The organism is Corynebacterium heidelbergense (assembly GCF_028609845.1).
GTDB classification, from domain to species: Bacteria; Actinomycetota; Actinomycetes; order Mycobacteriales; family Mycobacteriaceae; genus Corynebacterium; species Corynebacterium heidelbergense.
The window spans coordinates 1,281,953-1,305,388 of sequence record NZ_CP063191.1 but is presented as its reverse complement, the minus strand read 5'-3'; the positions used below and the strand labels follow the sequence as shown (position 1 = coordinate 1,305,388).

Annotated in this window: 22 protein-coding genes; 17 read left to right on the top strand and 5 right to left on the bottom strand. The window is 65.4% G+C overall.

Annotation, left to right across the window (positions count from 1 at the left end; translation table 11 throughout):
- Positions 1-138: 138 nt before the first annotated feature.
- The 8 genes from rpsO (at position 139) to CHEID_RS05745 (ending at position 12,154) form a co-directional block, all read left to right on the top strand.
- Positions 139-408 carry a 30S ribosomal protein S15 gene (gene rpsO / locus CHEID_RS05780; RefSeq protein ID WP_112769408.1) on the top strand — a complete coding sequence of 90 codons (270 nt, stop codon included), beginning with the start codon at positions 139-141 and terminating at the stop codon, positions 406-408.
- Positions 409-624: 216 nt separating this feature from the next.
- The gene (locus CHEID_RS05775) at positions 625-2,913 is read left to right on the top strand and encodes a polyribonucleotide nucleotidyltransferase (protein WP_112769407.1); all 2,289 of its coding nucleotides are present in this window, start codon (positions 625-627) and stop codon (positions 2,911-2,913) included.
- 119 nt (positions 2,914-3,032) lie between these two features.
- Positions 3,033-3,782, top strand: a complete 750-nt coding sequence (gene dapB, locus CHEID_RS05770) for a 4-hydroxy-tetrahydrodipicolinate reductase (protein WP_112769406.1) — start codon at positions 3,033-3,035, stop codon at positions 3,780-3,782.
- A 5-nt stretch (positions 3,783-3,787) separates the two neighbouring features.
- Positions 3,788-4,540: an FAD-dependent thymidylate synthase gene (thyX, locus tag CHEID_RS05765; protein WP_112769405.1), complete on the top strand. Its 753-nt coding sequence runs from the start codon at positions 3,788-3,790 to the stop codon at positions 4,538-4,540.
- Between the two features lie 60 nt (positions 4,541-4,600).
- The gene (gene dapA, locus CHEID_RS05760; RefSeq protein WP_112769404.1) at positions 4,601-5,503 is read left to right on the top strand and encodes a 4-hydroxy-tetrahydrodipicolinate synthase; all 903 of its coding nucleotides are present in this window, start codon (positions 4,601-4,603) and stop codon (positions 5,501-5,503) included.
- Positions 5,504-5,510: 7 nt separating this feature from the next.
- Positions 5,511-7,793, top strand: a complete 2,283-nt coding sequence (locus CHEID_RS05755; RefSeq protein ID WP_112769403.1) for a ribonuclease J — start codon at positions 5,511-5,513, stop codon at positions 7,791-7,793.
- Between the two features lie 77 nt (positions 7,794-7,870).
- Positions 7,871-8,575 (top strand): TIGR03085 family metal-binding protein, encoded by a 705-nt coding sequence (locus CHEID_RS05750; protein WP_238599310.1) that lies wholly within the window; start codon positions 7,871-7,873, stop codon positions 8,573-8,575.
- A 162-nt stretch (positions 8,576-8,737) separates the two neighbouring features.
- Positions 8,738-12,154 carry a DNA translocase FtsK gene (locus CHEID_RS05745; RefSeq protein ID WP_238599309.1) on the top strand — a complete coding sequence of 1,139 codons (3,417 nt, stop codon included), beginning with the start codon at positions 8,738-8,740 and terminating at the stop codon, positions 12,152-12,154.
- On the opposite strand, the gene CHEID_RS05740 is transcribed toward CHEID_RS05745, so the two are convergent.
- On the bottom strand, positions 12,151-12,345 hold the full coding sequence (locus tag CHEID_RS05740; protein ID WP_146743851.1) for a hypothetical protein: 195 nt from the start codon (positions 12,343-12,345) through the stop codon (positions 12,151-12,153). The genes CHEID_RS05745 and CHEID_RS05740 overlap by 4 nt on opposite strands.
- A 94-nt stretch (positions 12,346-12,439) precedes the next feature.
- On the opposite strand from CHEID_RS05740, the gene CHEID_RS05735 reads away from it, so the two are divergent.
- The 8 genes from CHEID_RS05735 (at position 12,440) to CHEID_RS05700 (ending at position 18,441) form a co-directional block, all read left to right on the top strand.
- Positions 12,440-13,447, top strand: a complete 1,008-nt coding sequence (locus tag CHEID_RS05735; protein ID WP_112769400.1) for a TerC family protein — start codon at positions 12,440-12,442, stop codon at positions 13,445-13,447.
- A 52-nt stretch (positions 13,448-13,499) separates the two neighbouring features.
- Positions 13,500-14,102: a CDP-diacylglycerol--glycerol-3-phosphate 3-phosphatidyltransferase gene (gene pgsA / locus CHEID_RS05730; RefSeq protein WP_420536398.1), complete on the top strand. Its 603-nt coding sequence runs from the start codon at positions 13,500-13,502 to the stop codon at positions 14,100-14,102.
- 13 nt (positions 14,103-14,115) lie between these two features.
- A complete protein-coding gene (locus CHEID_RS05725) occupies positions 14,116-14,703 on the top strand; it encodes a CinA family protein (RefSeq protein ID WP_420536397.1) in 588 nt (195 codons plus the stop codon).
- 137 nt (positions 14,704-14,840) lie between these two features.
- Positions 14,841-15,137 carry a helix-turn-helix domain-containing protein gene (locus tag CHEID_RS05720; protein ID WP_238599307.1) on the top strand — a complete coding sequence of 99 codons (297 nt, stop codon included), beginning with the start codon at positions 14,841-14,843 and terminating at the stop codon, positions 15,135-15,137.
- Between the two features lie 109 nt (positions 15,138-15,246).
- Positions 15,247-16,122 carry a PspA/IM30 family protein gene (locus CHEID_RS05715; protein ID WP_112769397.1) on the top strand — a complete coding sequence of 292 codons (876 nt, stop codon included), beginning with the start codon at positions 15,247-15,249 and terminating at the stop codon, positions 16,120-16,122.
- Positions 16,123-16,128: 6 nt separating this feature from the next.
- Entirely contained in the window at positions 16,129-16,335 is a 207-nt protein-coding gene (locus tag CHEID_RS05710) for a DUF3046 domain-containing protein (RefSeq protein WP_112769396.1), read from the top strand.
- A 310-nt stretch (positions 16,336-16,645) separates the two neighbouring features.
- A complete protein-coding gene (gene recA / locus CHEID_RS05705; RefSeq protein ID WP_112769395.1) occupies positions 16,646-17,761 on the top strand; it encodes a recombinase RecA in 1,116 nt (371 codons plus the stop codon).
- Positions 17,761-18,441, top strand: a complete 681-nt coding sequence (locus tag CHEID_RS05700) for a regulatory protein RecX (protein ID WP_112769394.1) — start codon at positions 17,761-17,763, stop codon at positions 18,439-18,441. The genes recA and CHEID_RS05700 overlap by 1 nt, the downstream gene beginning before the upstream one ends.
- Here the strand turns inward: CHEID_RS05700 and CHEID_RS05695 are convergent.
- From CHEID_RS05695 to CHEID_RS05680, 4 genes are read right to left on the bottom strand one after another with little or no spacing between them, the layout of a single operon-like run.
- Entirely contained in the window at positions 18,386-19,327 is a 942-nt protein-coding gene (locus tag CHEID_RS05695) for an amino acid ABC transporter permease (RefSeq protein ID WP_112769393.1), read from the bottom strand. The two genes, CHEID_RS05700 and CHEID_RS05695, sit on opposite strands and share 56 nt — an antisense overlap.
- Positions 19,328-20,023 carry an amino acid ABC transporter permease gene (locus CHEID_RS05690; RefSeq protein WP_112769392.1) on the bottom strand — a complete coding sequence of 232 codons (696 nt, stop codon included), beginning with the start codon at positions 20,021-20,023 and terminating at the stop codon, positions 19,328-19,330.
- 18 nt (positions 20,024-20,041) lie between these two features.
- Positions 20,042-20,953, bottom strand: coding sequence for a glutamate ABC transporter substrate-binding protein (locus CHEID_RS05685; protein WP_112769391.1), 912 nt, complete (start codon positions 20,951-20,953; stop codon positions 20,042-20,044).
- A gap of 38 nt (positions 20,954-20,991) precedes the next feature.
- Positions 20,992-21,720, bottom strand: a complete 729-nt coding sequence (locus CHEID_RS05680) for an amino acid ABC transporter ATP-binding protein (protein WP_112769390.1) — start codon at positions 21,718-21,720, stop codon at positions 20,992-20,994.
- Positions 21,721-21,915: 195 nt separating this feature from the next.
- Between CHEID_RS05680 and miaB the strand changes: the two genes are divergently transcribed.
- The gene (gene miaB / locus CHEID_RS05675) at positions 21,916-23,433 is read left to right on the top strand and encodes a tRNA (N6-isopentenyl adenosine(37)-C2)-methylthiotransferase MiaB (RefSeq protein ID WP_112769411.1); all 1,518 of its coding nucleotides are present in this window, start codon (positions 21,916-21,918) and stop codon (positions 23,431-23,433) included.
- Positions 23,434-23,436 lie beyond the last annotated feature (3 nt).

The following is a 23,436-nucleotide window of genomic DNA, read 5'->3' as shown; positions in this document are numbered from 1 at the left end:
TTAGGCTTGCTGCTCGTCATGCGGCTGTGGTTTGCGGTAGCCGCGGGCGCTTTTCCGGTTACTGTTCTTTTTTCTTCCGGACGCCAATAACAACGCGCAAACTGAAACAACCATCGAGATTGAGGAGATACTCCCACCATGGCTCTAACCCAGGAGCAGAAGGCCAGCACCCTTAAGGAATTCGGTCTGCATGAGACCGATACGGGTTCCCCGGAGGCACAGATCGCCCTGCTGACCGTCCGGATTCGCCAGCTCACCGAGCACCTGAAGGATCACAAGCACGATCACCACTCCCGTCGCGGCCTGTTGCTCCTGGTGGGTCGCCGTAAGGGCCTGCTGAAGTACCTCGCCGAAAACGACATTGATCGTTACCGTTCGCTCATCGAGCGCCTCGGCCTGCGCCGCTAGGACGCGACGCAAAGTCACGGTGCCGCCCTCCAGCTCATGCTGGAGGGCGGTTCTTTCGTGATACCCTCGGAATCGCGATTTACCAGCCCTCCCCGGGAGGGCAATGATCGGCACGCCCACGACGGTCGGCATCGATGACCAGGCCGTGAGGAAAAGTTCACTGTGGGATCTCCGTGCCACCGCACAAAATGCAGAAAGGTTCTTGCACTCCACATTATGAGCGCACCGCAGAACGAGAACGTCACGATTGAATTGGTCGATCCGGAGGCCGGGGTTTGGGAGGCAGCGGCAACCATCGACAACGGGGACTTCGGGGTCCGCAGCATCCGCTTCGAGACGGGCCTGCTGGCCCGCCAGGCAGATGGTGCCGTGGCCACCTACCTCGACGACGACACGATGCTCCTGTCCACCACGACCGCATCCCGCCAGCCCCGGGAGGGCATCGATTTCTTCCCCTTGACCGTGGACGTGGAGGAACGCATGTACGCCGTGGGGCGCATCCCCGGCAGCTTCTTCCGCCGAGAGGGCCGACCGGCCACTGAAGCCATTCTGGCCGCCCGGCTTATCGACCGCCCCCTGCGCCCCACCTTCGCGAAGGGGTTGCGCAACGAGGTGCAGGTCATCGTCACCGTCATGTCCCTGGACCCCAAGGAACGCTACGATGTCGTGGCCATCAACGGTGCCTCTGCAGCCACCCAGCTCAGCGGCCTGCCGGTGTCCGGGCCCGTCGGCGCGGTGCGCATGGCCCTGGTGGTGGACGAGGATCATCCGGAGGGGCAGTGGGTCGCATTCCCCGACCAGGATCAGGAGGAACAAGCGGTCTTCGAGCTGGTTGTCGCCGGCCGCGTGACGGAACCGGTGAAGAAGGCCCGCGGCGGCGGCCGGGGTCGGCACGCCCGCCGCAGCTCCACGGAACCCAGCGTGGCCGTCATGATGGTGGAGGCCGGAGCCACGGAGAACGTGGTGGAGCGCATCGCCGAAGGTGCCCCCGCCCCCACCGAAGACGTTGTGGCCCAGGGGATCGAGGCCGCAAAACCCTTCATCGCTACCCTTTGCGCAGCGCAGGTCGAGCTGGCCCGCACCGTGGATGCCGCGCAGCGCGAATTCGAGCTGTTCCCGCCGTTTGGCGGGGATGTCCTCACCGCCGTGGAGGCGGAGACCGAAGAGGCTCTCGCGGACATCATGCAGATCCCCGACAAGCAGGAGCGGGACGAAGCCCTAGCGGAGAACATGCAGGAAGTCGTGGCGGAACTCGCCGAGAGCTTCCCGGATCGTGAAGCCGAGATCCGCGCGGCCCACAACGACGTGACGAAGCAGATTGTGCGCCAGCGCATCCTGGAGGAGGGCATCCGAATCGACGGTCGCAAGCCCAAGGACCTGCGCAGCCTCGGAGCAGTTGTGGACATCCTGCCCCGCGTCCACGGTTCTGCCCTCTTCGAGCGTGGTGAGACGCAAATTATGGGCGTGACCACACTGGACATGCTCAAGATGGAGCAGCATATCGACTCGCTGGGCCCCCAGAGCGTCAAGCGCTACATCCACCACTACAACTTCCCTCCCTACTCCACCGGCGAGACCGGCCGGGTAGGCAGCCCCAAGCGTCGGGAAGTTGGACACGGGGCACTGGCCGAGCGCGCGCTGGCCCCCGTCATCCCCAACCGGGAGGTCTTCCCGTACACCATTCGTCAGGTCTCGGAGGCCCTAGGGTCTAACGGCTCCACCTCGATGGGCTCCGTGTGCGCCTCCACCCTCTCCCTGTTCATGGCCGGGGTGCCCCTGAAGGCCCCCGTCGCCGGGATTGCCATGGGCCTGGTGACCGGCACGGTCGGAAAGAAAGAGAAGTACGTCACCCTTACGGACATCCTGGGGGCCGAGGATGCCTTCGGTGACATGGACTTTAAAGTCGCCGGGACTGCGGACTTCGTCACCGCTCTTCAGCTCGATACGAAGCTGGACGGCATCCCCTCCGATGTGCTGGCAGATGCCCTGGGCCAGGCCTACGAAGCTCGCCTAGAGGTCCTCACCTTCATGGCCGGCGCCGTAGATGGCCCCGAGGAGCTCAGCGAATTCGCCCCCCGCATCACCACGGTGAACATTCCCCAGTCCAAAATCGGTGAGGTCATCGGCCCCAAGGGCAAGACCATCAACCAGATCACGGAGGAAACCGGTGCGAACATCACCATCGAGGAGGACGGCACCGTGTTCATCTCGGCCGTGGGCGGACCCGCCGCCGAGGCCGCTGTGGACCGAATTAACTCGATCGCCAACCCCCAACTGCCGAAGGTGGGGGACCGCTTCCTTGGCACCGTGGTGAAGACCACCGCCTTTGGTGCCTTCATCTCCCTGCTCCCGGGCCGGGACGGGCTGCTGCACATCTCCAAGATCGGTGGGGACCGCCGGGTGGAGAAGGTGGAGGACGAGGTCAACGTCGGCGACAAGCTGCAGGTGGAGATCGCCGATATCGACAATCGCGGCAAGATCTCCCTGGTGCCCGTGGAGGACTAGGGCCGTCTTCGCACCCGGCCCCATTTCCCCTGTCGTCATAACTTCCCCCCGTCGCTCCTAACCCCTTCCCAAAGGTGGGGGTAGAGCAGACCGCAATCCGCAGAAGGTGAGATACAAGCATGATTCGAGTAGCAGTATTGGGCGCCAACGGGCGGGTCGGCACCGCCATCGTTGCGGCGATCGAAAAATCCGAGGACATGGAGCTGTCTGCCGCCGTCGACCGCGGCGAAGACCTTCAGGTGCTCGTGGATAGCAATACCGACGTCGCCGTGGACTTCACCCAGCCGGATGCCGTCATGGACAACGTCGCCTTCTGCATCGACAACTCCATCCATGCCGTCGTCGGAACGACCGGCTGGACCCAAGAGCGCTACGATGCCGTCCGCCGACAGCTAGCGGATCACCCGGACGTCGGCGTGCTCGTCGCCCCCAACTTCGCCATCTCCGCAGTGCTCACGATGAAGTTCGCCGAAATCGCGGCGCCCTTCTTCGAGTCCGCCGAAGTGATCGAGCTGCACCACCCCAATAAAAAGGATGCCCCCTCCGGAACCGCCGTTCACACGGCGGAGGGCATCGCCGCCGCCCGCCGGAAGGCCGGGCTGGGAGACCAGCCTGATGCCACCGAGCAGCGGCTAGACGGAGCCCGGGGTGCCCAGGTGGAATCCGTCCCGGTCCACGCGGTCCGTATGACTGGCATGGTCGCCCACGAGCAGGTCATTTTCGGCACCCAAGGCCAGACCCTCACCATCAAGCAGGACTCCTACGATCGCGAGTCCTTCGTGCCGGGCGTGGTTATCGGCGTCCAAAAGATTGCACAGTACCCCGGGCTGACCATCGGCCTTGAGGGTTTCCTCGGCCTCGACGTCTAACCGACATGGCCGTCGCAGTAGACCTGGACATCCGGCTCATCGGCCACACGGCCTTCACGGCGCCGGAAGACATCGACTGGGATCCGCAGGCCCCCGACGGCTCCGCGCTCGCCGAGTTCGCCGGGCGGGCCTGCTACGAAACGTTCGATAAACCCAACCCGCACACCGCGACCAACGCCGCCTACATCCGGCACATCCTGGACGTGGGCCATCTCGCGGTGCTCGAACACGCCAGCGCGACGATGTACCTCCGGGGCGTTTCGCGGTCATGCAGCCACGAGATCATGCGCCACCGCATGTTCTCCTTCAGCCAGCTATCCCAACGCTATGTGCCGGCGGAGGAGGCGCGGGTGGTGCTGCCCGCCGCCATCGCCGCCGACGAGCAGCTCAAAGCCCTGTTCCTGCGAGCTGCGGACGTCTCCCACGACGTCTACGGGGAGATCCTCCAGGGGCTAGCCGGGCACACCGAGGCCCAACCTCACGCTGCCCTGCGGCTCAAGCAGGCCCGGCAAGCTGCCCGGGCGGTGCTCCCCAACGCCACCGAGACCCGCTTCGTTATGACCGGAAACTTCCGGTCCTGGCGGCACTTCATCGCCATGCGGGCCGCCGAGCACGCCGACGCCGAGATCAGGGCAGTGGCGGTGGAGTGCCTCCGGCTGCTGCAGGAGATCTCCCCGGAAGTCTTCGCTGACTTCTCCATCTCCCAGCTCCGTGACGGCACCCAGATGGCCACAAGCCCCTACGTCAGCGACTCCTGAAGTGTGCGCCGGTGCGGCGAATGCTTCCAACGACACAACGGGAAGGTAACCTGGTAACCCATGAGTACTGGTAATGCAGCGACGCGCGGTGCCGAGCACTTCGGCACAATCTCCGTGGCGATGGCAACACCGTTCACCCCAGATGGGTCCATCGACGTGGACCGCGGCGTAGAGCTCGCCGGACACCTCGTGGACAAGGGGTGCGACTCCCTCGTGTTAGCCGGGACCACCGGTGAATCCCCCACCACGAAGATCGCGGAAAAGCTGGACCTACTCAGAGCCGTGCGAGCTGAACTGGGCGATCGGGCTCGCCTGATCGCCGGGGCCGGGACCTACAACACTGCGGAGTCCGTGGACATCGCCAAGGCCTCCGCCGCAGCCGGGGCCGATTCCCTGCTCATCGTGACGCCCTACTACTCCCGCCCATCCCAGGAGGGGGTGTACCGGCACTTCACCACCGTGGCCGATGCGGTGGACGTGCCGATTTGCCTCTACGACATCCCCTCGCGCACGAACGTTCCCATCGAGTCCGCGACCATCCGCCGACTCGCGGAGCACCCCAACATCGCCGCTGTGAAGGACGCCAAGGGGGACCTCGCCGCAGCGATGGAACTCGTGGAAACTACCGACCTGGCTTGGTATTCCGGGGATGATCCGCTTAATCTGGCGTTCTTGGCCAGCGGAGCAACCGGCTTCATCTCCGTCATCGGCCACCTGGCTGCCGACAGGCTCAAAGCCTTGCGGGAAGCCTACGACGCCGGGGACATCGCCACCGCCCGTCAGATCGCGGTGAGCCTGGTGCCCCTGCAGCGCGCCCAGGCGCGGCTCGGGGGAGTGGCTCTGGCGAAGGCGGGTTTGAAGCTGCGCGGAATTGATGTGGGCTCGCCACGGCTACCAATCGTTGAACCATCCCCAGCAGAACTAGAACAGCTGGAAAAAGACCTGCGTGAGGCAGGGGTATAGGAAAAATATGACTGAACAACGCTCCCGGGGACGAAAAGTAACCCGGCAGGCGGCTCCGCCGAGCGCGGAAACGACCCAAGAGGCCGACAACAAGGACGCCGATTCAGCCCGGGCCCGCGCCCAAGCGGCGGTAGAGGGGGCCCAGGGTTCTGACTCGGCCCAGCAGCCCACCCAAGCAGCGCCCGCCAATGCGGCCGCTGCCACGACATTCGACGACGGCTCGGTGGCCGGCGCACCGGCGGACTCCGACACCTCTTCGGGGAACGGCTCGCAGGGGGACAACGCCAAGGGCTCCTCCCGTAACCGCTCCCGGCGTTCCCGGGGACGCGGCCGTGGCGGGGACCGCAGCTCGAACCGAGGTGGGGAGGACTCCAGCTCGGAGAATAACCGCGGCGGGCAGCGCAACGGAAATAACCGCGGCGGCAATAACAACAACGGCAACGGTGGCAACGGTAACGGCGGCAACGACAACGGCCGCGGTGGCCGCAACAATCGGGGGGACCGCGGAGACCGCAACCAGCGCAAGGGCCCGCTGAAGTCCATGCAGGGTGCGGACCTCACCAAGCGTCTGCCCTCCCCGCCGAGCGCCCCGAAGAACGGGCTGCGCGTCGTCGCCCTGGGTGGCATCTCCGAGATCGGCCGCAACATGACCGTTTTCGAATACAACGGCCGCCTGCTCATCATCGACTGTGGCGTGCTCTTCCCCAGCTCCGGTGAACCGGGCGTGGATCTGATCCTGCCGGACTTTTCCTACCTGGAGGGCAAGTGGGACAAGGTGGAGGCGCTCGTCGTCACCCACGGCCACGAAGACCACATCGGCGCCATTCCGTGGATGCTCAAGCAGCGCGCGGACATCCCGATCATCGCCTCGCGGTTCACCTGTGCCCTCATCGAGGCCAAGACCCAGGAGCACCGCCAGCGGCCGAAGCTCATTGAGGTCAACGAGGAATCCCACCTCAACCGCGGGCCCTTCGACCTGCGCTTCTTCGCGGTGAACCACTCCATCCCGGATTGCCTGGGCATCGCCCTGAAGACCGGGGCCGGCCTGGTCGTGCACACCGGTGACATCAAACTGGACCAAACGCCGCTGGATGGGCGTCCCACCGACCTGCCCGCACTGTCCCGCTTCGGTGACGAGGGCGTGGACCTCTTCCTGTGTGACTCCACCAACGCCGCTACTCCCGGTTTCTCTGGCTCCGAGGCGGACATCGCCCCCACCCTGAACCGCCTGGTCCGGGATGCCAAGCAGCGCGTGATCATCGCCTCCTTCGCCTCCAACGTGTACCGCGTGCAGTCTGCGGTGAACGCGGCGGTGGCCGCCGGCCGGAAGGTCGCCTTCACGGGCCGCTCCATGATTCGCAACATGGAGATCGCCGAGCGCATGGGATACCTCACCGCACCGCGGGGGACCTTCGTCAGTATGGACGAGGCCGGCAAGATGGCCCCCCACAAGGTTGTGCTCATCACCACCGGCACGCAGGGTGAGCCGATGGCCGCCCTGTCCCGGATGGCCCGCCGGGAACACCGCCAGATCACCGTACGCAACGGGGACGTCATCATCCTGTCCTCCTCCCTCGTGCCCGGCAACGAGGAAGCCGTCTTCGGCGTGATCAACATGCTCTCCCAGATCGGCGCCACCGTCGTGACTGGACGAGATGCCAAGGTGCACACCTCCGGTCACGGCCTGGCCGGGGAACTGCTGTTCCTCTACAACGCCGCGCGGCCGCGCAACGTCATGCCCGTCCACGGGGAATGGCGCCACCTGCGGGCCAACAAGGAGCTGGCGATCTCCACCGGGGTGAACCCGGAGAACATCCCGCTGGCGCAAAACGGCGTGGTCGTGGACCTCGTCGACGGGCAGGCCCGGGTCGTCGGGCAGTTCCCCGTGGGCAACCTCTACGTCGACGGTGTGCGCATGGGGGACATCGACGATGAGGTGCTGGAGGATCGGACCGCTATGGCCGACGGTGGTCTGCTCGCCGTCTCGGTGGTCATCGACAACCGCAGCGGACGGCCGCTGGAGAGCCCGCAGATCCAGGCCAAGGGGTTCTCCGACGATGCCCGCGACATGCTCACCGAGCTGCGCGAGCTAGTGGACAACATCATGATGGACCTGGCCGGGGAAGGGGAGAACGACCCCTACCGCATGGCGCAGGCCATCCGCCGGCGCGTCGGCAAGCACATCGCCGACAAGTGGAAGCGCAAGCCCCTCGTGGTTCCCACGGTCATTCCCATGACCAGCGAGATCGTCGAAGAGCTAGACGAGGTCGAATCCCGACCGGCTCTGTAACCCCTCGCCCCCGGCGGGGGCACCGGGCGCCCTGGGCGCACATGCGCTCCCGGTGAAGCGTACGTAAGCTGGCCACCATGAGCGAAAACACAGCCTCCGGCTCGCCGTCCTCCGCCCCTATGACCGTTGCCAAGGCGGAGCGCGCCAAGCTCGCCGACCTGCTGGCCGTGAGTGGTCCCGATGCCCCCACGCTCTGCGAGGGGTGGACCACGCGGGATCTCGCCGCCCACCTGGTCGTGCGGGAATACCGACCCGACGCCGCCGCAGGCATGTTCGTGCCCTTCCTGTCCGGCCATCTCGATTCGGTACAGAACACCTATGGCTCCAAGCCCTACGCAGAGCTGGTGGAGATGTTCCGCTGCGGCCCCCCGGCCTGGAACCCCATGCGCGCCGGTGACAACCTCGTCAACGCCGTGGAGAACTTCGTCCACCACGAAGATGTGCGCCGCGCCGCCAGCACGGGGGAGCCGGGCCAGGCGGGCGATGTGGAACCGCGCCAGCTCTCGGAAGCCCACAGCAACGAACTATGGGCGGCCGCACGCCGCATGGTTCCCCTCGTGTGCGCCGGGTCCCCGGCGCGCGTGATACTTCAGCGCACGGACGTCCCCGGCGGCGAGCACAGCTCGCTGGAGGGCGGCTCCGCAGGTGGCCCCCGGGCACAAGTCAGCGGACCGGCAGGGGAACTAGTGCTGTGGCTCCTCGGCCGCGATGATGTAGCCCAGGTCAAGATCGAGGACTTGACCAAGGGAGCCCAGGAAAAGATCAAGCGGCGCACCATTTAAGCCCGCCCACCGAAGCCCATTTCAGCCCGCCCAGTTTCCCCTGCGGCGGGTTCACGTCGAGTCCCGGAGGCTGAATAAGCTTCCGATCGTTTCCGAACTGTGACCGATGTGGCGTGTGTTGCAACTGTGACGGCAGTGACGGGACCGATTAAAGTAGGCGCCATGTCTATGAGGAGTGGAACGCGCACGCGCGCCCGGACCAACGCCAGCAGCCCGCAAGGCCCCGGCAGTAGCGCCCGCGCCAATAACCGCCGGGCCACCACCCCCGCCAAGCAGCGAGCCCATCGCGGCGCAGCCGCAGGCACGTCTGCTCGTCGCTCGTCGGCCCCGGCCCGCTCCCAGCGCCACGCCTACGATACCTCCGACTTCGAGCGGACCCCCAGCCCCTATGGCGTTCTCGGGTCGCACATCGGCTCCGCCATGTCCCAGGCCGCCCGCGGCATTGGTGGCCTGACCCGCAAAATGGCCGGTGCTAGCCAACGGCCCCCTCGCGGTCAGCAGGGTACCCGTGACCATCGCCCAGCGGGGGAAGTCGACCTCGACGAGGATCTCCTGGCCGACAACGGCGCCGCCCGCGGTGCGGAGGACGACCGCGAGGCCCCGACGGTCCGCATTAACCGCCCCCTCAGCAAAGCCCAGGCCGCCTCCCGCGCCGCGGCGAACTATGCCGACGGAACCGTGCCGCACTCCACGGGCCGAGTGTCCAAGCGGGCAAACACCACCTTGGAGGAAGGCGCCCGCAAGGCCCCCCGGGAAGATCAGCCCCAGGGCTACAGCGACGAGGCGGATCACCTGGCTGCCCCGGAACCCGGCCGTCTGGGCGGCGGCTACGACGGGCCCGCCCTGGGGGTGTTTGCCCTCGGCCTCATTCTTGCGGGCACGTTGTGGTTCGGAGTGGGCGGTGCCGTGGGCGGTGCCATTGCCGCCGGGTTGAGCTGGGTAATCGGCGCCGGCGCCTTCGTGGTGCCCGTGGCCCTGATTGGGGCGGCGTGGGTGCTTATGGTGGGCGTGACCAACACGCAGCGCTCCTCGCTGCGGTTGTGGGGCGGGGCCGTTCTTATCGTCCTGTCCATCCTCGGCCTCCTGCACATCTTCGCCGGTCAACCCGTCACCACTGAAGCGAAAGCCGTGGCCGGGGGCATCGTCGGCCAGTTCATCGGTTCCCCCATGGCCGTGGGCTTCAGCGAGTACCTGGCTGTGCCCCTGCTGCTGCTCGCCATCGTCTACGGAGCCCTCCAGCTCACCGGCCTGACCGTCACCGAGTTGGTCGGCGCGCTGCGCCAGTGGCGCGATAACCGCCACGTTGGCCGGGCAGATTTACATTCCGCAGATCAGTGGGAGGAAGAGGACCCCGCCCAGTTTGACGAGTACGACCTCGTGGACGAGGAGCTGGAGCGCGCCATGGCGGAGGATCGCGCAACCCAGGCGACGCGCCGGCCCGCTCCCCAGAACGGGAGCACCCGGGTTATTCCTCGATCCGCCGGGCCCCGGGAGGTGGAGGAGGATCTTGATCTTCCCCTTGTGGACGCCCCTCCCGCGTGTGGGCCCGAATCGCCGCGCCCGCGGCGATTCTCCGCTGCCGTCGAGCAGACCACTACCCCCGCGCGCAAGAGCGCTCCCGTGGAGCATGCGGACACCGCAGTGCTTCCGGCTGTGAAGGACCCAGGCGCGGATTCCGCCGGGGACTCCGTCGACCGCTCCCGGGAGGCCATCCGCCAGGCCATCGTCGCTCGCTCCGGGATCGACGCCGCTGAGGTGGAGCAGCGTCAGGCCGCCGAGGGCGCGGGAGAGGCGAGCCCGAAGGCGGCAGTTGAGAAGCGAGGTGGTGGTGGCGTCGATAAGAAACAAGCCGCCGCAGCACCTGCCGAGCGATCCGGGGCTACGGCGGAGACGGGCGGCTACACCGTGCCCTCCACCGACCTGCTGCTCCCGGGGGAACCGCCGAAGGCACGGAGTCGGGCCAACGACCTCATGATCGAGGCCATCACCGCCGTCTTCCAGGAATTCAAGGTGGATGCCACCGTCACCGGATTCTCCCGTGGCCCCACAGTCACCCGCTACGAGGTGGAGCTGGGGCCGGGCGTGAAGGTCTCCAAGATCACGAACCTGCAGTCGGATCTGGCCTACGCCGTAGCCACCGACAACGTCCGGTTGCTCGCGCCCATCCCCGGCAAATCCGCCGTGGGCATCGAGGTCCCCAACACCGACCGGGAGATGGTGCGCTTGGCAGATGTGCTCAAGGCACCCGCGGTGGAAGGGGAAGCGGATCCCACGCTCGTGGGCCTCGGCAAGGACATCGAGGGCGGCTTTGTGGCCCACTCCATCCAGAAGATGCCGCACCTACTGGTGGCCGGGTCCACCGGCTCCGGTAAGTCCGCCTTCGTCAACTCGCTGCTGGTCAGCCTGCTCACGCGGGCTACCCCTGAGCAGGTGCGCCTGATCCTCGTGGACCCAAAGATGGTGGAGCTCACCCCCTACGAGGGCATCCCGCACCTCATCACCCCCATCATCACGCAACCCAAGAAGGCCGCGGCGGCACTGACCTGGCTGGTGGAGGAGATGGAACAGCGGTACATGGACATGAAGTCCACCCGCGTGCGGCACATCAAGGACTTCAACCGGAAGGTCCGCTCCGGGGAGATCACGGCCCCCCTGGGGTCCGAGCGGGAATACCGGCCCTACCCCTTCATCGTGTGTGTCGTCGACGAGTTGGCGGACCTAATGATGACCGCGCCGAGGGAGATCGAGGACTCCATCGTCCGCATCACCCAGAAGGCCCGGGCGGCTGGGATCCACCTGGTGCTCGCCACCCAGCGGCCCTCCGTGGACGTGGTCACCGGGTTGATTAAGACGAACGTGCCCTCCCGCCTAGCCTTTGCCACGTCCTCCCTGACGGACTCGCGAGTGATCCTGGACCAGGGTGGCGCGGAAAAGCTTATCGGTATGGGCGACGGGCTCTTCATCCCGCAGGGCGCCGGCAAGCCCCGCCGTATCCAGGGGGCCTTCGTCACCGACGAGGAAGTGCAGGCGGTCGTGGACGCTGCCAAGGACCAAGCCGCACCCAATTACACCGAGGGAGTGACCGACGAGAAGGCCGCAGAGGGCGGAAAGGACATCGACCCGGATATCGGGGATGACTTGGACGACCTGCTGCAGGCCGTGGAGCTGGTGGTGACCAGCCAGTTCGGCTCCACTTCCATGCTGCAGCGCAAATTGCGCATTGGGTTTGCTAAGGCAGGTCGGTTGATGGACCTCATGGAGACCCGCGGGGTTGTTGGCCCCTCCGAGGGATCCAAGGCCCGGGAAGTGCTGGTGAAGCCGGAGGAGCTGGAGACCATCCTGTGGATGATCAAGGGCGCCGATCCGGCGGAGGCCCCCAAGGATGACATGGCGGACGGCTCCGGGGTGGACGGCGCCGGGGTGGAGGATGAGGACCCCACAGAGTCCGTGGTGGAGCCCGGGGCGGCACAGCCGGCGGATGCAGGGGATGCAGCCGGTCCAGCGGGTGCCTCGCGGTCGGAATCCGGTGAGGAGGGCGCGAAGGTCGTCTCCGCAGACCCGACCCGCGGGGCCTTCTAGGTCCCGTGTGCCCGGCCGCGTCCGGTGACAGCGGCCAGGCCCACTGGGGGAATTGCCGCAATCGTGCTGGGCTCGTGTACTGTTGCCCGCAATGGAGGGGAGTACCCCACATCCGCTACGTCGGCATTGATCGTCAACACGGCTTGCCCCGCCCGCACCCCATGGGTGCGCGGCGGGGACATCCCGGTCATGTCGGTCGGCGCACCCACACCTGTTGTGCGGCCGCCGGCGGGGGAGACCTCCGGTTCCTCACCGTTGTCTAGGACCGGAGGTCTGAGCGTAGCTATGGAAGTAAATTTTTTGACCTGGGCGATCACGATCGCCGTTATCGCGGGCTTCTTCGTCTTCGATTTTTTCAGCCACGTGCGCACCCCCCACGAACCCTCGCTGCGGGAGTCCGCGCTGTGGTCGTTGTTCTATGTCGGCCTGGCCTGCCTCTTCGGCGGATTTCTGTGGCTGACGTGGCCCGAGCCCGGTAACCCGCACCAGCACGGCATCGAGTTCTTCACCGGTTACGTCACCGAGAAGGCCCTCAGTGTGGACAACCTATTTCTGTTCGCTCTGATCATGGGTGCTTTCAAGATCCCGCGAGAGTATCAGCAGAAGGTGCTGTTAATCGGTATCGCGTTAGCTCTCGTCTTTCGGGGAATCTTCATCGCGCTCGGCGCGGCCATGATAGCCGCGTGGTCCGATGTCTTCTACCTCTTCGGCCTGTTCCTGCTGTGGACGGCCGTTAAGCTCGTGCGGGATGAGATGTCAGAAAAGGGGGAAACTGATCCCAATGACATGGCGGTGGTCCGGTTTATCCGCAGGGCTGTGCCGGTTTCTGAGGGCTACCACGGGGACAAGCTGTTCTACCGAGACAAGAAGATCGTGCTCACACCGCTGTTCGTGGCACTGCTTGCCATCGGATTCGTGGATCTCCTCTTTGCCTTGGATTCCATTCCGGCGATCTACGGCATTACCTCCGAGCCGTACATAGTGTTCACCACGAACGCCTTGGCGCTCCTCGGCCTGCGCCAGTTGTACTTCCTCCTGGACGGCCTGCTGGACAAGCTGGTCTACCTCTCCTACGGCCTGGCGATCATCCTGGGGTTCATCGGTATCAAGCTGCTCCTCCACGCCCTGCATGAAAACAAGCTGCCCTTCGTTAATGGTGGCGAGCACGTGGCTGTGCCGGAGATCCCGGTGGTGACATCGCTTGTGGTCATCGTGGGCGTGCTTATCGTCACGACGGTGCTGAGCCTGACCGTGGGGTCCCGCCGACACCGGGCCGCCGAACAGAACGGGTAGAATTTGCTACGTGCACTCCCCTAAGCCACGAGTGGCCCCGACGGGCCCCGGAATCAATAGCGAGGACCAGCGCCGGCTGAGCGGATTCGGCCGTTTCGTCCGCCGGGTGGGTCTGCCCAACATCCTCACCTGCGTGCGGATTGTGTTCATCCCGCTGTTCGTGTGGCTGTTGCTGTCTTCTGCGGGGGAGGGGCTCACGGAGACCGGGGAGGTAACCCGTCGGTGGTGGGCCTTGGCGGCGTTCGCGCTACTCATGGCCACGGATCAGGTGGATGGCCACCTGGCCCGGAAGTACCGGGTCATCACGGACTTCGGCAAATTGGCCGATCCGATTGCGGATAAGGCCCTCATGATCTCCGCCCTGGTGTGCCTCAACGTGCTGGGCGAGCTGTGGTGGTGGGTGACCGCCGTTATCGTGGTGCGGGAGCTGGGGATCACCCTGTGGCGGATGGTGCTGGCGCGTCGCTCGATGGTGGTGCCCGCATCCCAGGGCGGCAAGTTGAAGACGGTGCTGCAGACCTTGGCAGTCGCGCTGTACGTCATGCCGGTCGGCGGGTTGATCACGTGGGCCGCCCATGGGGTCATGGCGGTGGCGGTCGTGGTCACGGTGGTCACGGGCGTGCAATATCTGGTCGATTCCCGTCGCGAAAACTAGCTCTGTGGTGCTTATAGACGCCAACGCCAGCGCGTTGATAAAGAAACTGTCGCACAAGGGACGCACGCTCGCAGTGGCGGAGTCACTTACCGCAGGCATGGTGTGCGCCCACTTGGCCAGCGTGCCCGGGGCCTCTGCCGTGCTGAGCGGTGGCGTGGTCGTCTATGCCACGGATCTTAAGCACACCCTGGCCGGGGTGGATGAGGAACTGCTGCGTCAGCGCGGTCCAGTGGACCCCGAGGTGGCCCGGCAGCTGGCGCGGGGGGTGGCGCACACGTGCGGGGCTGATGTGGGAGTGGGCCTGACGGGTGTGGCAGGGCCCGATCCCCAGGACGGGCATCCCGTGGGGGAGGTATACGTGGCGGCGTGGGTGAGCGCACAGGCGTTGGCGAAAACTCGGGTTCCGGCGGACATCCGTGAGCCGGCCGGGAGCTCGTGGGTGCGCACCCTAACCCGGGGCCCGTGGGGCCCGCTCGAGCCCGCGGCGCGGCGACAGGCAATCCGCTCGGCTGCGGTCGACGCGGCTGTAGATTTGCTAGTCGAGGTGGAGCCGCACATTGCGGTCACCGCCGGGAACAAAAGCCAGGCCCTCCTACGTTAGGCACATTGATGGCAACCAACACGGCACATAACAGGCCCGGGTCGGTCGCGCTGTTAGAGCGCCACCGCCCCGCCCCCTCCCCGCGCCCTGCTTCCGCGACGGTCTCCGATCGCCGTGCGGAACCAGCCGGTGGCTGCATGCCCACTGAAGAACCGCTGCTGCGGGAGGCCCTGGGCTCCACCCTCAAGGAAAGCCGGATGGCTAACGGCTTTACGCTGCGGGACCTGGCGAAGCTGGCCAACGTCAGCCCCGGGTACCTCTCCGAGCTCGAACGCGGCCGCAAGGAGGTCTCCTCCGAACTACTGGCGAGTGTGTGCCATGCGATGGGGGTGAGCGTGGCCTCGATCATTCTGGAGGCGGCCTCCATGATGACCCTGGACGCCGCGGCTGCGGAGCTGGCGTCCACAATGGCCGCATCGGTGGGTACGGAGTAGACCACCGGACGCGCGCACAATACCGCACCGGGCACGCCACCGGTTTAGAGTGGACGAAGAACACTCGACCATCGTTAGATCATTCAATCCAAGGAGCCTCGAAGCACTCATGGCCAATCCGTTTGTCAAGGCATGGAAGTACCTCATGGCGCTGTTCGACTCGAAGATTGAGGAGAACGCGGACCCCAAGATCCAGATTGAGCAGGCCATTCAGGAGGCTCAGCGGCAGCACCAGGCCCTGTCCCAGCAGGCCGCGACCGTGATTGGGCACCAGCGTCAGTTGGAGATGAAGCTCAACCGTCAGCTCTCGGAGATCGAGAAGCTGCAGGCGAACACGAGGCAGGCGCTGACCCTGTCCGAGAAGGCCCGGGCGCAGGGGGATGCGGCAAAGGCCACCGAGTACGAAAACGCCGCAGAGGCCTTCGCGGCGCAGTTGGTGACGGCCGAGCAGTCCGTGGAGGACCTCAAGGCCATGCACGACCAGTCCCTGCAGCAGGCCGCGCAGGCCAAGCAGGCCGTCGAGCGCAACGCCATGCAGCTCCAGCAGAAGACGACGGAGCGCACCAAGCTGCTGGGCCAACTGGAACAGGCCAAGATGCAGGAAAAGGTGGCCGAGTCCGTCCAGTCCATGAACTCGATGGCGCAGGGTTCCACGCCGAACCTGGACCAGGTACGCGAGAAGATCGAGCGGCGCTACGCCAACGCCCTGGGGCAGTCGGAGCTGGCGCAGAATTCTGTGCAGGGCCGGATGGCCGAAGTGGAGTCCGCCGGTATCCAGATGGCTGGGCACTCCCGGCTGGAGCAGATCCGGGCGGAGATGGCGGGCTCCGGTGGGTCCGCGGGCGGCAACAGCGCTATCTCCGGTGGTCAGCAGCAGGCCTTGGGCCAGGGCAACCAAGGCAACAGAGCCCAGGAGCCGATGGTCGGGGATGTCTCTCAGGACGCCGTGGCCGAGCGCATGCGGGAGCTGCGGCGCAATAGCTAACGTCCCGTGCGACAGACCGAGTTTGATCGACTAACCCGCGGGGAGTTTGGGGACAGCTTCGCCGCGTGGATCGCCGACAGTCATGTGCTGAGTTCCGTGGGGATGACGGCTGCGGAGGCCATCCACCGTGGGATGGACCTGCGCGAGGTCTGGTGGGCGCTGTGCGAGGATTTCGACGTTCCGGAGGAACGGCAGTTGGGGGAGGACCTCTAGCGGGTTGTGCCCCTGCGCGGCACGAGCGGGGTCTTCGGTACGCTTTCGAACACTTGTTCGTGTATGGTGGGTGCAGATGTCCGGCGTGTGGGGCACACTGCAGGCCATTGGCTGCTGATGCTCGCTTCGGTCGGTTCGCGTGAACCCTTTGGGGCCGCGCGGCGTCTAACAACTACGAGCAAGGTTTGTGGGCGCACGGGTATGCCCCACGAACTTCTGAGCACTGCGGTTGGGTGTGCGGCTAGGTGTGCACATCCGGCCTAGATAGTCCGCACGAGAAGCTTCCCCATCAAGGAGAGACGAAAACACTATGGCACCGAAGAAGAAGACGGCCGTAGCCACCGGGGCTGACCGCTCCAAGGCGCTGGACCTGGCGATGGCCCAGATCGAGAAGGACTTTGGCAAGGGCGCCATCATGCGCCTGGGGGACGATAACCGCCCCCCGATTAGCGCTATCCCCACGGGCAATATCGCCATCAACGTGGCCCTAGGTATCGGGGGTTTCCCCCGGGGTCGCGTTGTAGAGGTCTACGGGCCAGAATCCTCGGGTAAGACGACCGTCGCCCTTCACGCCATTGCCGAGGCGCAAAGGGCCGGGGGTATCGCCGCCTTCATCGACGCTGAGCACGCCCTGGACCCGGATTACGCCGCCAAGCTGGGGGTGGATACCGATGCATTGCTCGTGTCCCAGCCGGATACCGGTGAGCAGGCCCTGGAGATCGCCGACATGCTCATCCGCTCCGGAGCCATCGATATCGTCGTCATCGACTCGGTGGCCGCGTTGACACCCAAAGCGGAAATCGACGGGGATATGGGAGATTCCCACGTCGGCCTGCAAGCCCGGCTCATGAGCCAGGCGCTGCGTAAGATGACCGGTGCGCTGTACCAGACCGGGACAACCGCCATTTTCATCAACCAGCTCCGCGAGAAGATCGGCGTGATGTTCGGCTCGCCCGAAACCACCACCGGTGGTAAGGCTTTGAAGTTCTACGCGTCCGTGCGCTGCGATATCCGCCGGATCCAGGCGCTCAAGGACGGCCAGGACGTGGTGGGCAACCGGACCCGCCTAAAGGTGGTCAAGAACAAGGTTTCCCCGCCATTCAAGATCGCCGAGTTCGACATCCTCTACGGGGAGGGGATCAGCCGCGAGGGCTCCATCATCGACCTCGGTGTGGAACACGGGATCATCAAGAAGTCCGGCGCCTGGTTCACCTACGAGGGCGAGCAGCTCGGCCAGGGCAAGGAGAAGGCCCGCGAGTTCCTCAAGTCCAACCCGGATCTCGCCAGCGAGCTGGAGGATCGGATCATGCGGCAGCTTGGGGTGGGGCCCTACGCCGTGAGGAAGGGCAGCGCGGACGATGCCGTGTCTCCCGAGGATGAGCCCATCGATGTGGTGCCCAACTTCGATGACGAGGACGAAGATTAGTGCCCACCGACCCGGCCAGCCCCAGGGCTAAGCCCAGCCGGGCGGCCAAAGTCGAGCAACTGCGCAAGCACCTGGCCCAGTGGGAGGCCGGGGGTGGCCCCATCACGGGGCAGTTGGTGGACAAGCAGCGGGAGCGCGAACTAGCCCCGGCGATCGCCAAAGCTCAGCGCCTCATCAACCACCGCGCCCGCTCGGAGCACGAGCTGCGCGAACGGATGGCGGCAGATGGGTTCGAGGCAGCTGAGATCGAGGAAGTCGTCCAGCGTTGCCTGGACAACGGGATGCTTAACGACGAGGACTTCGCCGAGCAATGGGTCCACCAGCGGCACAAACACCTGGGCAAATCCTCCCACCTGCTGCGCCGCGAGCTGCAGGACAAGGGGGTGGACGCGAGCATCATCGACCGCGCCCTGGCACAGCTAGACGCCCAGCAGGATCGGGACATCCTGCGGGCCCTCGTGGAGAAGAAGGCCGGTCAGCTCAGAACCATTCCGCACAATCGCGCCGCATACCAGGCAGCGTTGCGGCGGATCGTTGGAGTCGCAGCGCGGCGTGGGTTTTCCTCCGCCGAAAGCATCGCAGCCGGAAAGGCCGCCCTGGAGGGCCGTATTGCCGAGTTGCGGTCTACTCCGCCGTGCTCCGAAGATCCCGGTGCGCCGGATCGTGCCAATCGACGTTGACGTTGTCCTTCGTATCCAAACCCTGATCCTGCTGTTGGGGTACCTTGGCGGCGATATTCCGCCGAGCCCGGCCCGCCCGGAGCTGACGCTCCACCCGCTCGGCCACCCGGGACAGCGTGTAGTTGATGAGGATCATGATGACGGCCACCACGATCATCGCCACGAAGTAGTTTTGGTACCAGGAAGCTGACTGCAGGCCGGAACGCACAACTTCCACGTACCCGATGGTGTAACCCAGGGCCGAATCCTTCAGCGCGATCACCATCTGGGAGATGATGGCCGGCAACATCGCCGCGATCGCTTGGGGAAGCAGGATGCGCGTCATCGTCTGGGCCCGGGACAGCCCCAGGGCCATCGCCGCTTCCTCCTGGCCCTTCGGCAGCGACTGCACCCCCGAGCGCAGGACCTCGGCGATCACCGAGCCGTTGTACAAGGTCAAGCCGAAGACCACCGCGGCAAAGGCCAGTTGACTCGTCGGTACAAGCCCGTAGATCGCGAAGACCTGGTAGGCGAAGATCATTAGCAGCAGCACCGGAATCGCCCGGAAGAACTCCACCACCACCGCACAGATAGCGCTAATGAACCGGTTGTGGGAAAGCCTTCCCACGCCCAGCAAACCACCGAGCACGAGCGCCGCCAGGATGGACACGACCGCCGCCTTCAGGGTGCCCCACAGTCCCGGCAGGATGTAGGTGGTCCATGTCGAGGCGGTAGTGAAAGGGCTCCACTTCGCCGCCTCTAACTGGCCCGTGGACCCGAGGGTGCGCAACACCCACACCAGGAACGCAGCCAGAACGACGATCGTAGCCACGGTCAGAATGCTGTTAAGCCGCCGCCCCTTCGGACCAGGGGCATCGTAAAGAACTGTTGCGCGCGTGTTCGACATCTACCGCTTCACCGCCAATCGTCGGCTCAGGGAGCCAAAGAGAAGGCCCGTGGGGAGGGTGAGAATGACAAACCCCAGGGCAATGATGCCGAAGATCCACAGCACCTGATCGGCGTTTTTCTCAATGGTGGATTTCATCAGTAGGGATGCCTCGGCCACGCCGATGACCGAGGCAATAGTCGTGTTCTTGGTCAGGGCTATCAACGTATTGCCCAGCGGCACGATGGAACCCCGCAGCGCTTGCGGGAAGATGATGTAGCTGAAATTTTGCGTGAAGGTGAACCCGAGTGATCGGGCCGCTTCCGCCTGCCCGAAGGGGACCGTGTTGATGCCGGACCGCAGGGACTCCGCCACGAAGGCGCTGGTGTACACCGTAAAGGCCAGCACCGCCAGCCGAAAGGCATTGGAGGTAGCGAAGTGCGCATTGTTGGGGCCGTTGTTCGCCAGGGTGATGCTCAGGTTGACCCATAGGCCCAGCATGGCGAACAGCACGATGAGCGTCAGCGGCGTATTGCGCACCGTATTGATGTAGAAGGTGGACAGCACGCGCAGAATCCGCACCGGGGAGACCCGCATGGCTACGAGGATGGTGCCGAGGATCATGGAGAAGATCGCCGAGAGCACGGTGAGCTTGATCGTCATCCAGAACGCCGGCAACAGCGCTGGCCCTAACTGGGACCACACATCGGAATTCATGGCACTGTTCCTCCTTTCCTAAGTCTTCACAAATGACAGATCGCCGATGGCCGGTTTCTTCCCCGGATCCACGTTCTCGCCGAGGTTGCGGTGGAAGATGCGGGTGTACTCCCCGGTGTCGTGCATAGCGTTGAGAGCTTCGTTGACCGCCGCAACGGCCTGTGGGTGGCCCTTGGCCATCCCGATTCCGTAGTTCTCGTTGGTCCAGTACTTGCCGTCGGGTTTCTTCAGCTCCACGACCCGCATCTGGCCGGGATGCTGCTGGGCAAAACCGGCGAGAATCGTGGCGTCCGTGGTCAGGGCATCCACCTTGCCGTTGGCCAGGGCTTCCACGCAGGCGGAGTAGGTATCGAACTCCTGGAGTTGCACCTGCGGTAGTGCCTTCTTCACCTTCTGGGCGGGCGTGGAACCGGTGACGGAGCACAACAAGGTAGAGCTGTCCATGTCCTCCAACCCGTTGATCTTCCCGCCGTTGCGCACGAGCAGGCCCTGGTGGGTCAGTAGGTAGGGGCCGGCGAAGTCCACGGCGCGCAACCGCCCGGCGTTAACAGAGTAGGTCGCCGCAATCATGTCCACCTCCCCGTTGTCGATCAGTGTCTCCCGCTGAGCGGTGGGCGTTTCCCGCCAAGTGACCTTGGGCTCTGCCCAGCCGTGCTTGTGGGCCAAGTAGTTCACCACAAACCGGGAGACGTCGGTGTCCACCCCGGCGAAGTCCCGGTCGGGCGTGCGCACGCCCAACCCCGGTTGGTCGAACTTAGTGCCCAGGATCACGTGTCCGTCTCGGATACTGCTGAGCAGGTCACGAGGCTCCCCGCCGCTGCAGGCGGCGAGCCCCATAACCGTGCAGGCCGCCAGGAGGGCGGCTCCCACCCGGCGCAGCAGCCCGGCTGCGGGCCGCTGCGCGCTGCGGTGGTGCGTGGAATAAGTCATGTTCCCTATTACCCCTCTCTGCCTCGGCTACCGGGGCTTTAGTGGCCCAGGATCTTGCCCAGGAAGTCCTTGGCTCGATCCGTCTGCGGGTTCTGGAAGAAATCCGCCGGTTTGGCGTCCTCCACAATGCTGCCCTCCGCCATGAACAAGATGCGGTTGGCAACCTTGCGGGCAAACCCCATCTCGTGGGTCACGCACACCATCGTCATGCCCCCGGAGGCGAGGTCGGCCATGACGTCCAGAACCTCATTGATCATCTCCGGATCCAGGGCGGACGTCGGCTCATCGAAGAGCATGACCGCGGGGTCCATGGCCAGGGCCCGGGCGATCGCGACGCGCTGCTGCTGACCGCCGGACAATTGCGCCGGGTACTTCTGCGCGTGCTCGGCGATACCGACGCGCTCCAGCAGGCTCATGGCCTTTTCCTTGGCGTCCGCCGCGGAGAGTTTGCGCACCTTGCGGGGCGCGAGCGTGACGTTCTCCAGGATGGTCATGTGGCTGAACAAATTGAAGGACTGGAAGACCATTCCCACTTCGGAGCGCAACCGGGCGAGGTCTTTGCCTTCCTCCGGTAGGAGTTCGCCGTTGATGCGGATCTCGCCGCTATCGATGGTCTCGAGGCGGTTGATGGTGCGGCACAGGGTGGATTTGCCGGAGCCGGAGGGGCCGAGAAGCACGACCACCTGCCCGGCGGGCACGTCGAGGTTGATGTTCCGGAGGGCGTGGTAGTCGCCGTAGTGTTTGTCCACCCCCTTGAGCGAGATCATGGGGGTGCTGTGGGCTGTGCCATCGGGGCGTGGCGGAGGGCTCGCCTGGGGTCGCGGTTCTGGGCTGCCGAGGGTGCTCTCAGTCATTTATAGAACTTTAATGCATCCGGGGCGCCGCAGCGGCCGATCTTTTTCGCTCTTCCCCCCGGGACGGCGGTAGGATCGTTCCCCGTGATAAGACCCCCAGCAGCGACAATTGGCGATGATTTTCAGACTTCGTGGGAGGCCGATTCCGCGTCGGCGCGTACCTACGAAGTGCGGACCTTTGGGTGTCAGATGAACGTTCACGATTCCGAGCGCCTCTCTGGGCTTCTGGAAAGCTCCGGGTATGTCGCGGCCCCGCACGGCTCCGTCCCGGACGTGCTGGTGTACAACACCTGTGCTGTGCGCGAGAATGCGGACAACCGGCTCTACGGAACTCTGGGACAGGTAAAGGCGGTCAAGGACGCCCACCCGGGCATGCAGATCGCCGTGGGCGGGTGTATGGCCCAGAAGGATGGCCAGCGGATTGTTGATCGGGCCCCGTGGGTGGACGTGGTCTTCGGGACGCACAACCTGGGTTCCCTGCCCACCTTGTTGCAGCGCGCGGAGCACAACGAGCGCGCCGAGGTGGAGATCGTGGATGCCCTGGAGCAGTTCCCCTCCGTCCTGCCCGCCAAGCGCGAATCGGCCTACGCGGGGTGGGTCTCCATCTCCGTGGGGTGCAATAACACGTGCACGTTCTGCATCGTGCCCTCCCTGCGCGGCAAAGAGCAGGATCGGCGGCCGGGCGACATCCTGGCGGAGGTCAGGGCACTGGTGGAGCAGGGGGTCACCGAGGTCACTCTGCTGGGGCAGAACGTCAATGCCTACGGTGTTAATTTTTCGGACGCCACCCTCCCGCGCGATCGTGGGGCCTTCGCGAAGCTGCTGCGAGCCTGCGGCGAGATTGAGGGCCTGCGGCGCCTGCGGTTCACCAGCCCGCACCCGGCGGAGTTCACGGAGGACGTGATCGAGGCCATGGCGGAGACTCCCGTGGTGTGCCCGCAGCTCCACATGCCGCTGCAGTCCGGCTCGGACCGGGTGCTCAAGCAGATGCGGCGGTCCTACCGCTCCCGGAAGTTCCTCGGAATCCTCGACCGGGTCCGGGAGCGACTGCCGCACGCCGCGATCACGACGGACATCATTGTCGGCTTCCCCGGGGAGACGGAGGAGGACTTCCAGGACACCTTGAATGTCGTGGAACAGGCCCGCTTCGCCAGTGCCTTCACCTTCCAATACTCCCCGCGCCCGGGCACGCCGGCGGCCACGATGGACCAGCAGGTGCCGAAGGACGTTGTGCAGCACCGCTACGACCGGTTGCTGCGTCTCCAGGAGCGCATCAGCGAAGAGGAGAACCGGGCCCTCGTGGGCACGACCCAAGAGCTGCTGGTGCTAGAGGGCGGGGGCCGCAAGAACGACCGGACCCACCGGATGAGTGGGCGCTGCAGGGACGGGCGGCTAGTCCACTTCGCCCACGACGGCTCGGTGCGCCCGGGGGACGAGGTGACCGTGGAGATCACCTCCGCCGCCCCGCACTTCCTCATCTCGGATACGGGCGTGCGCGATCACGTGCGCACCCGGGCGGGGGATATGTCCGAGGCCGGGCGGGTGCCCACAACCGCCCCGGTGGGGGTGGGACTAGGGTTACCAACTATCCGCCGCGATGACGCGGTTGAGCAGATCGGAAGGTAGAGG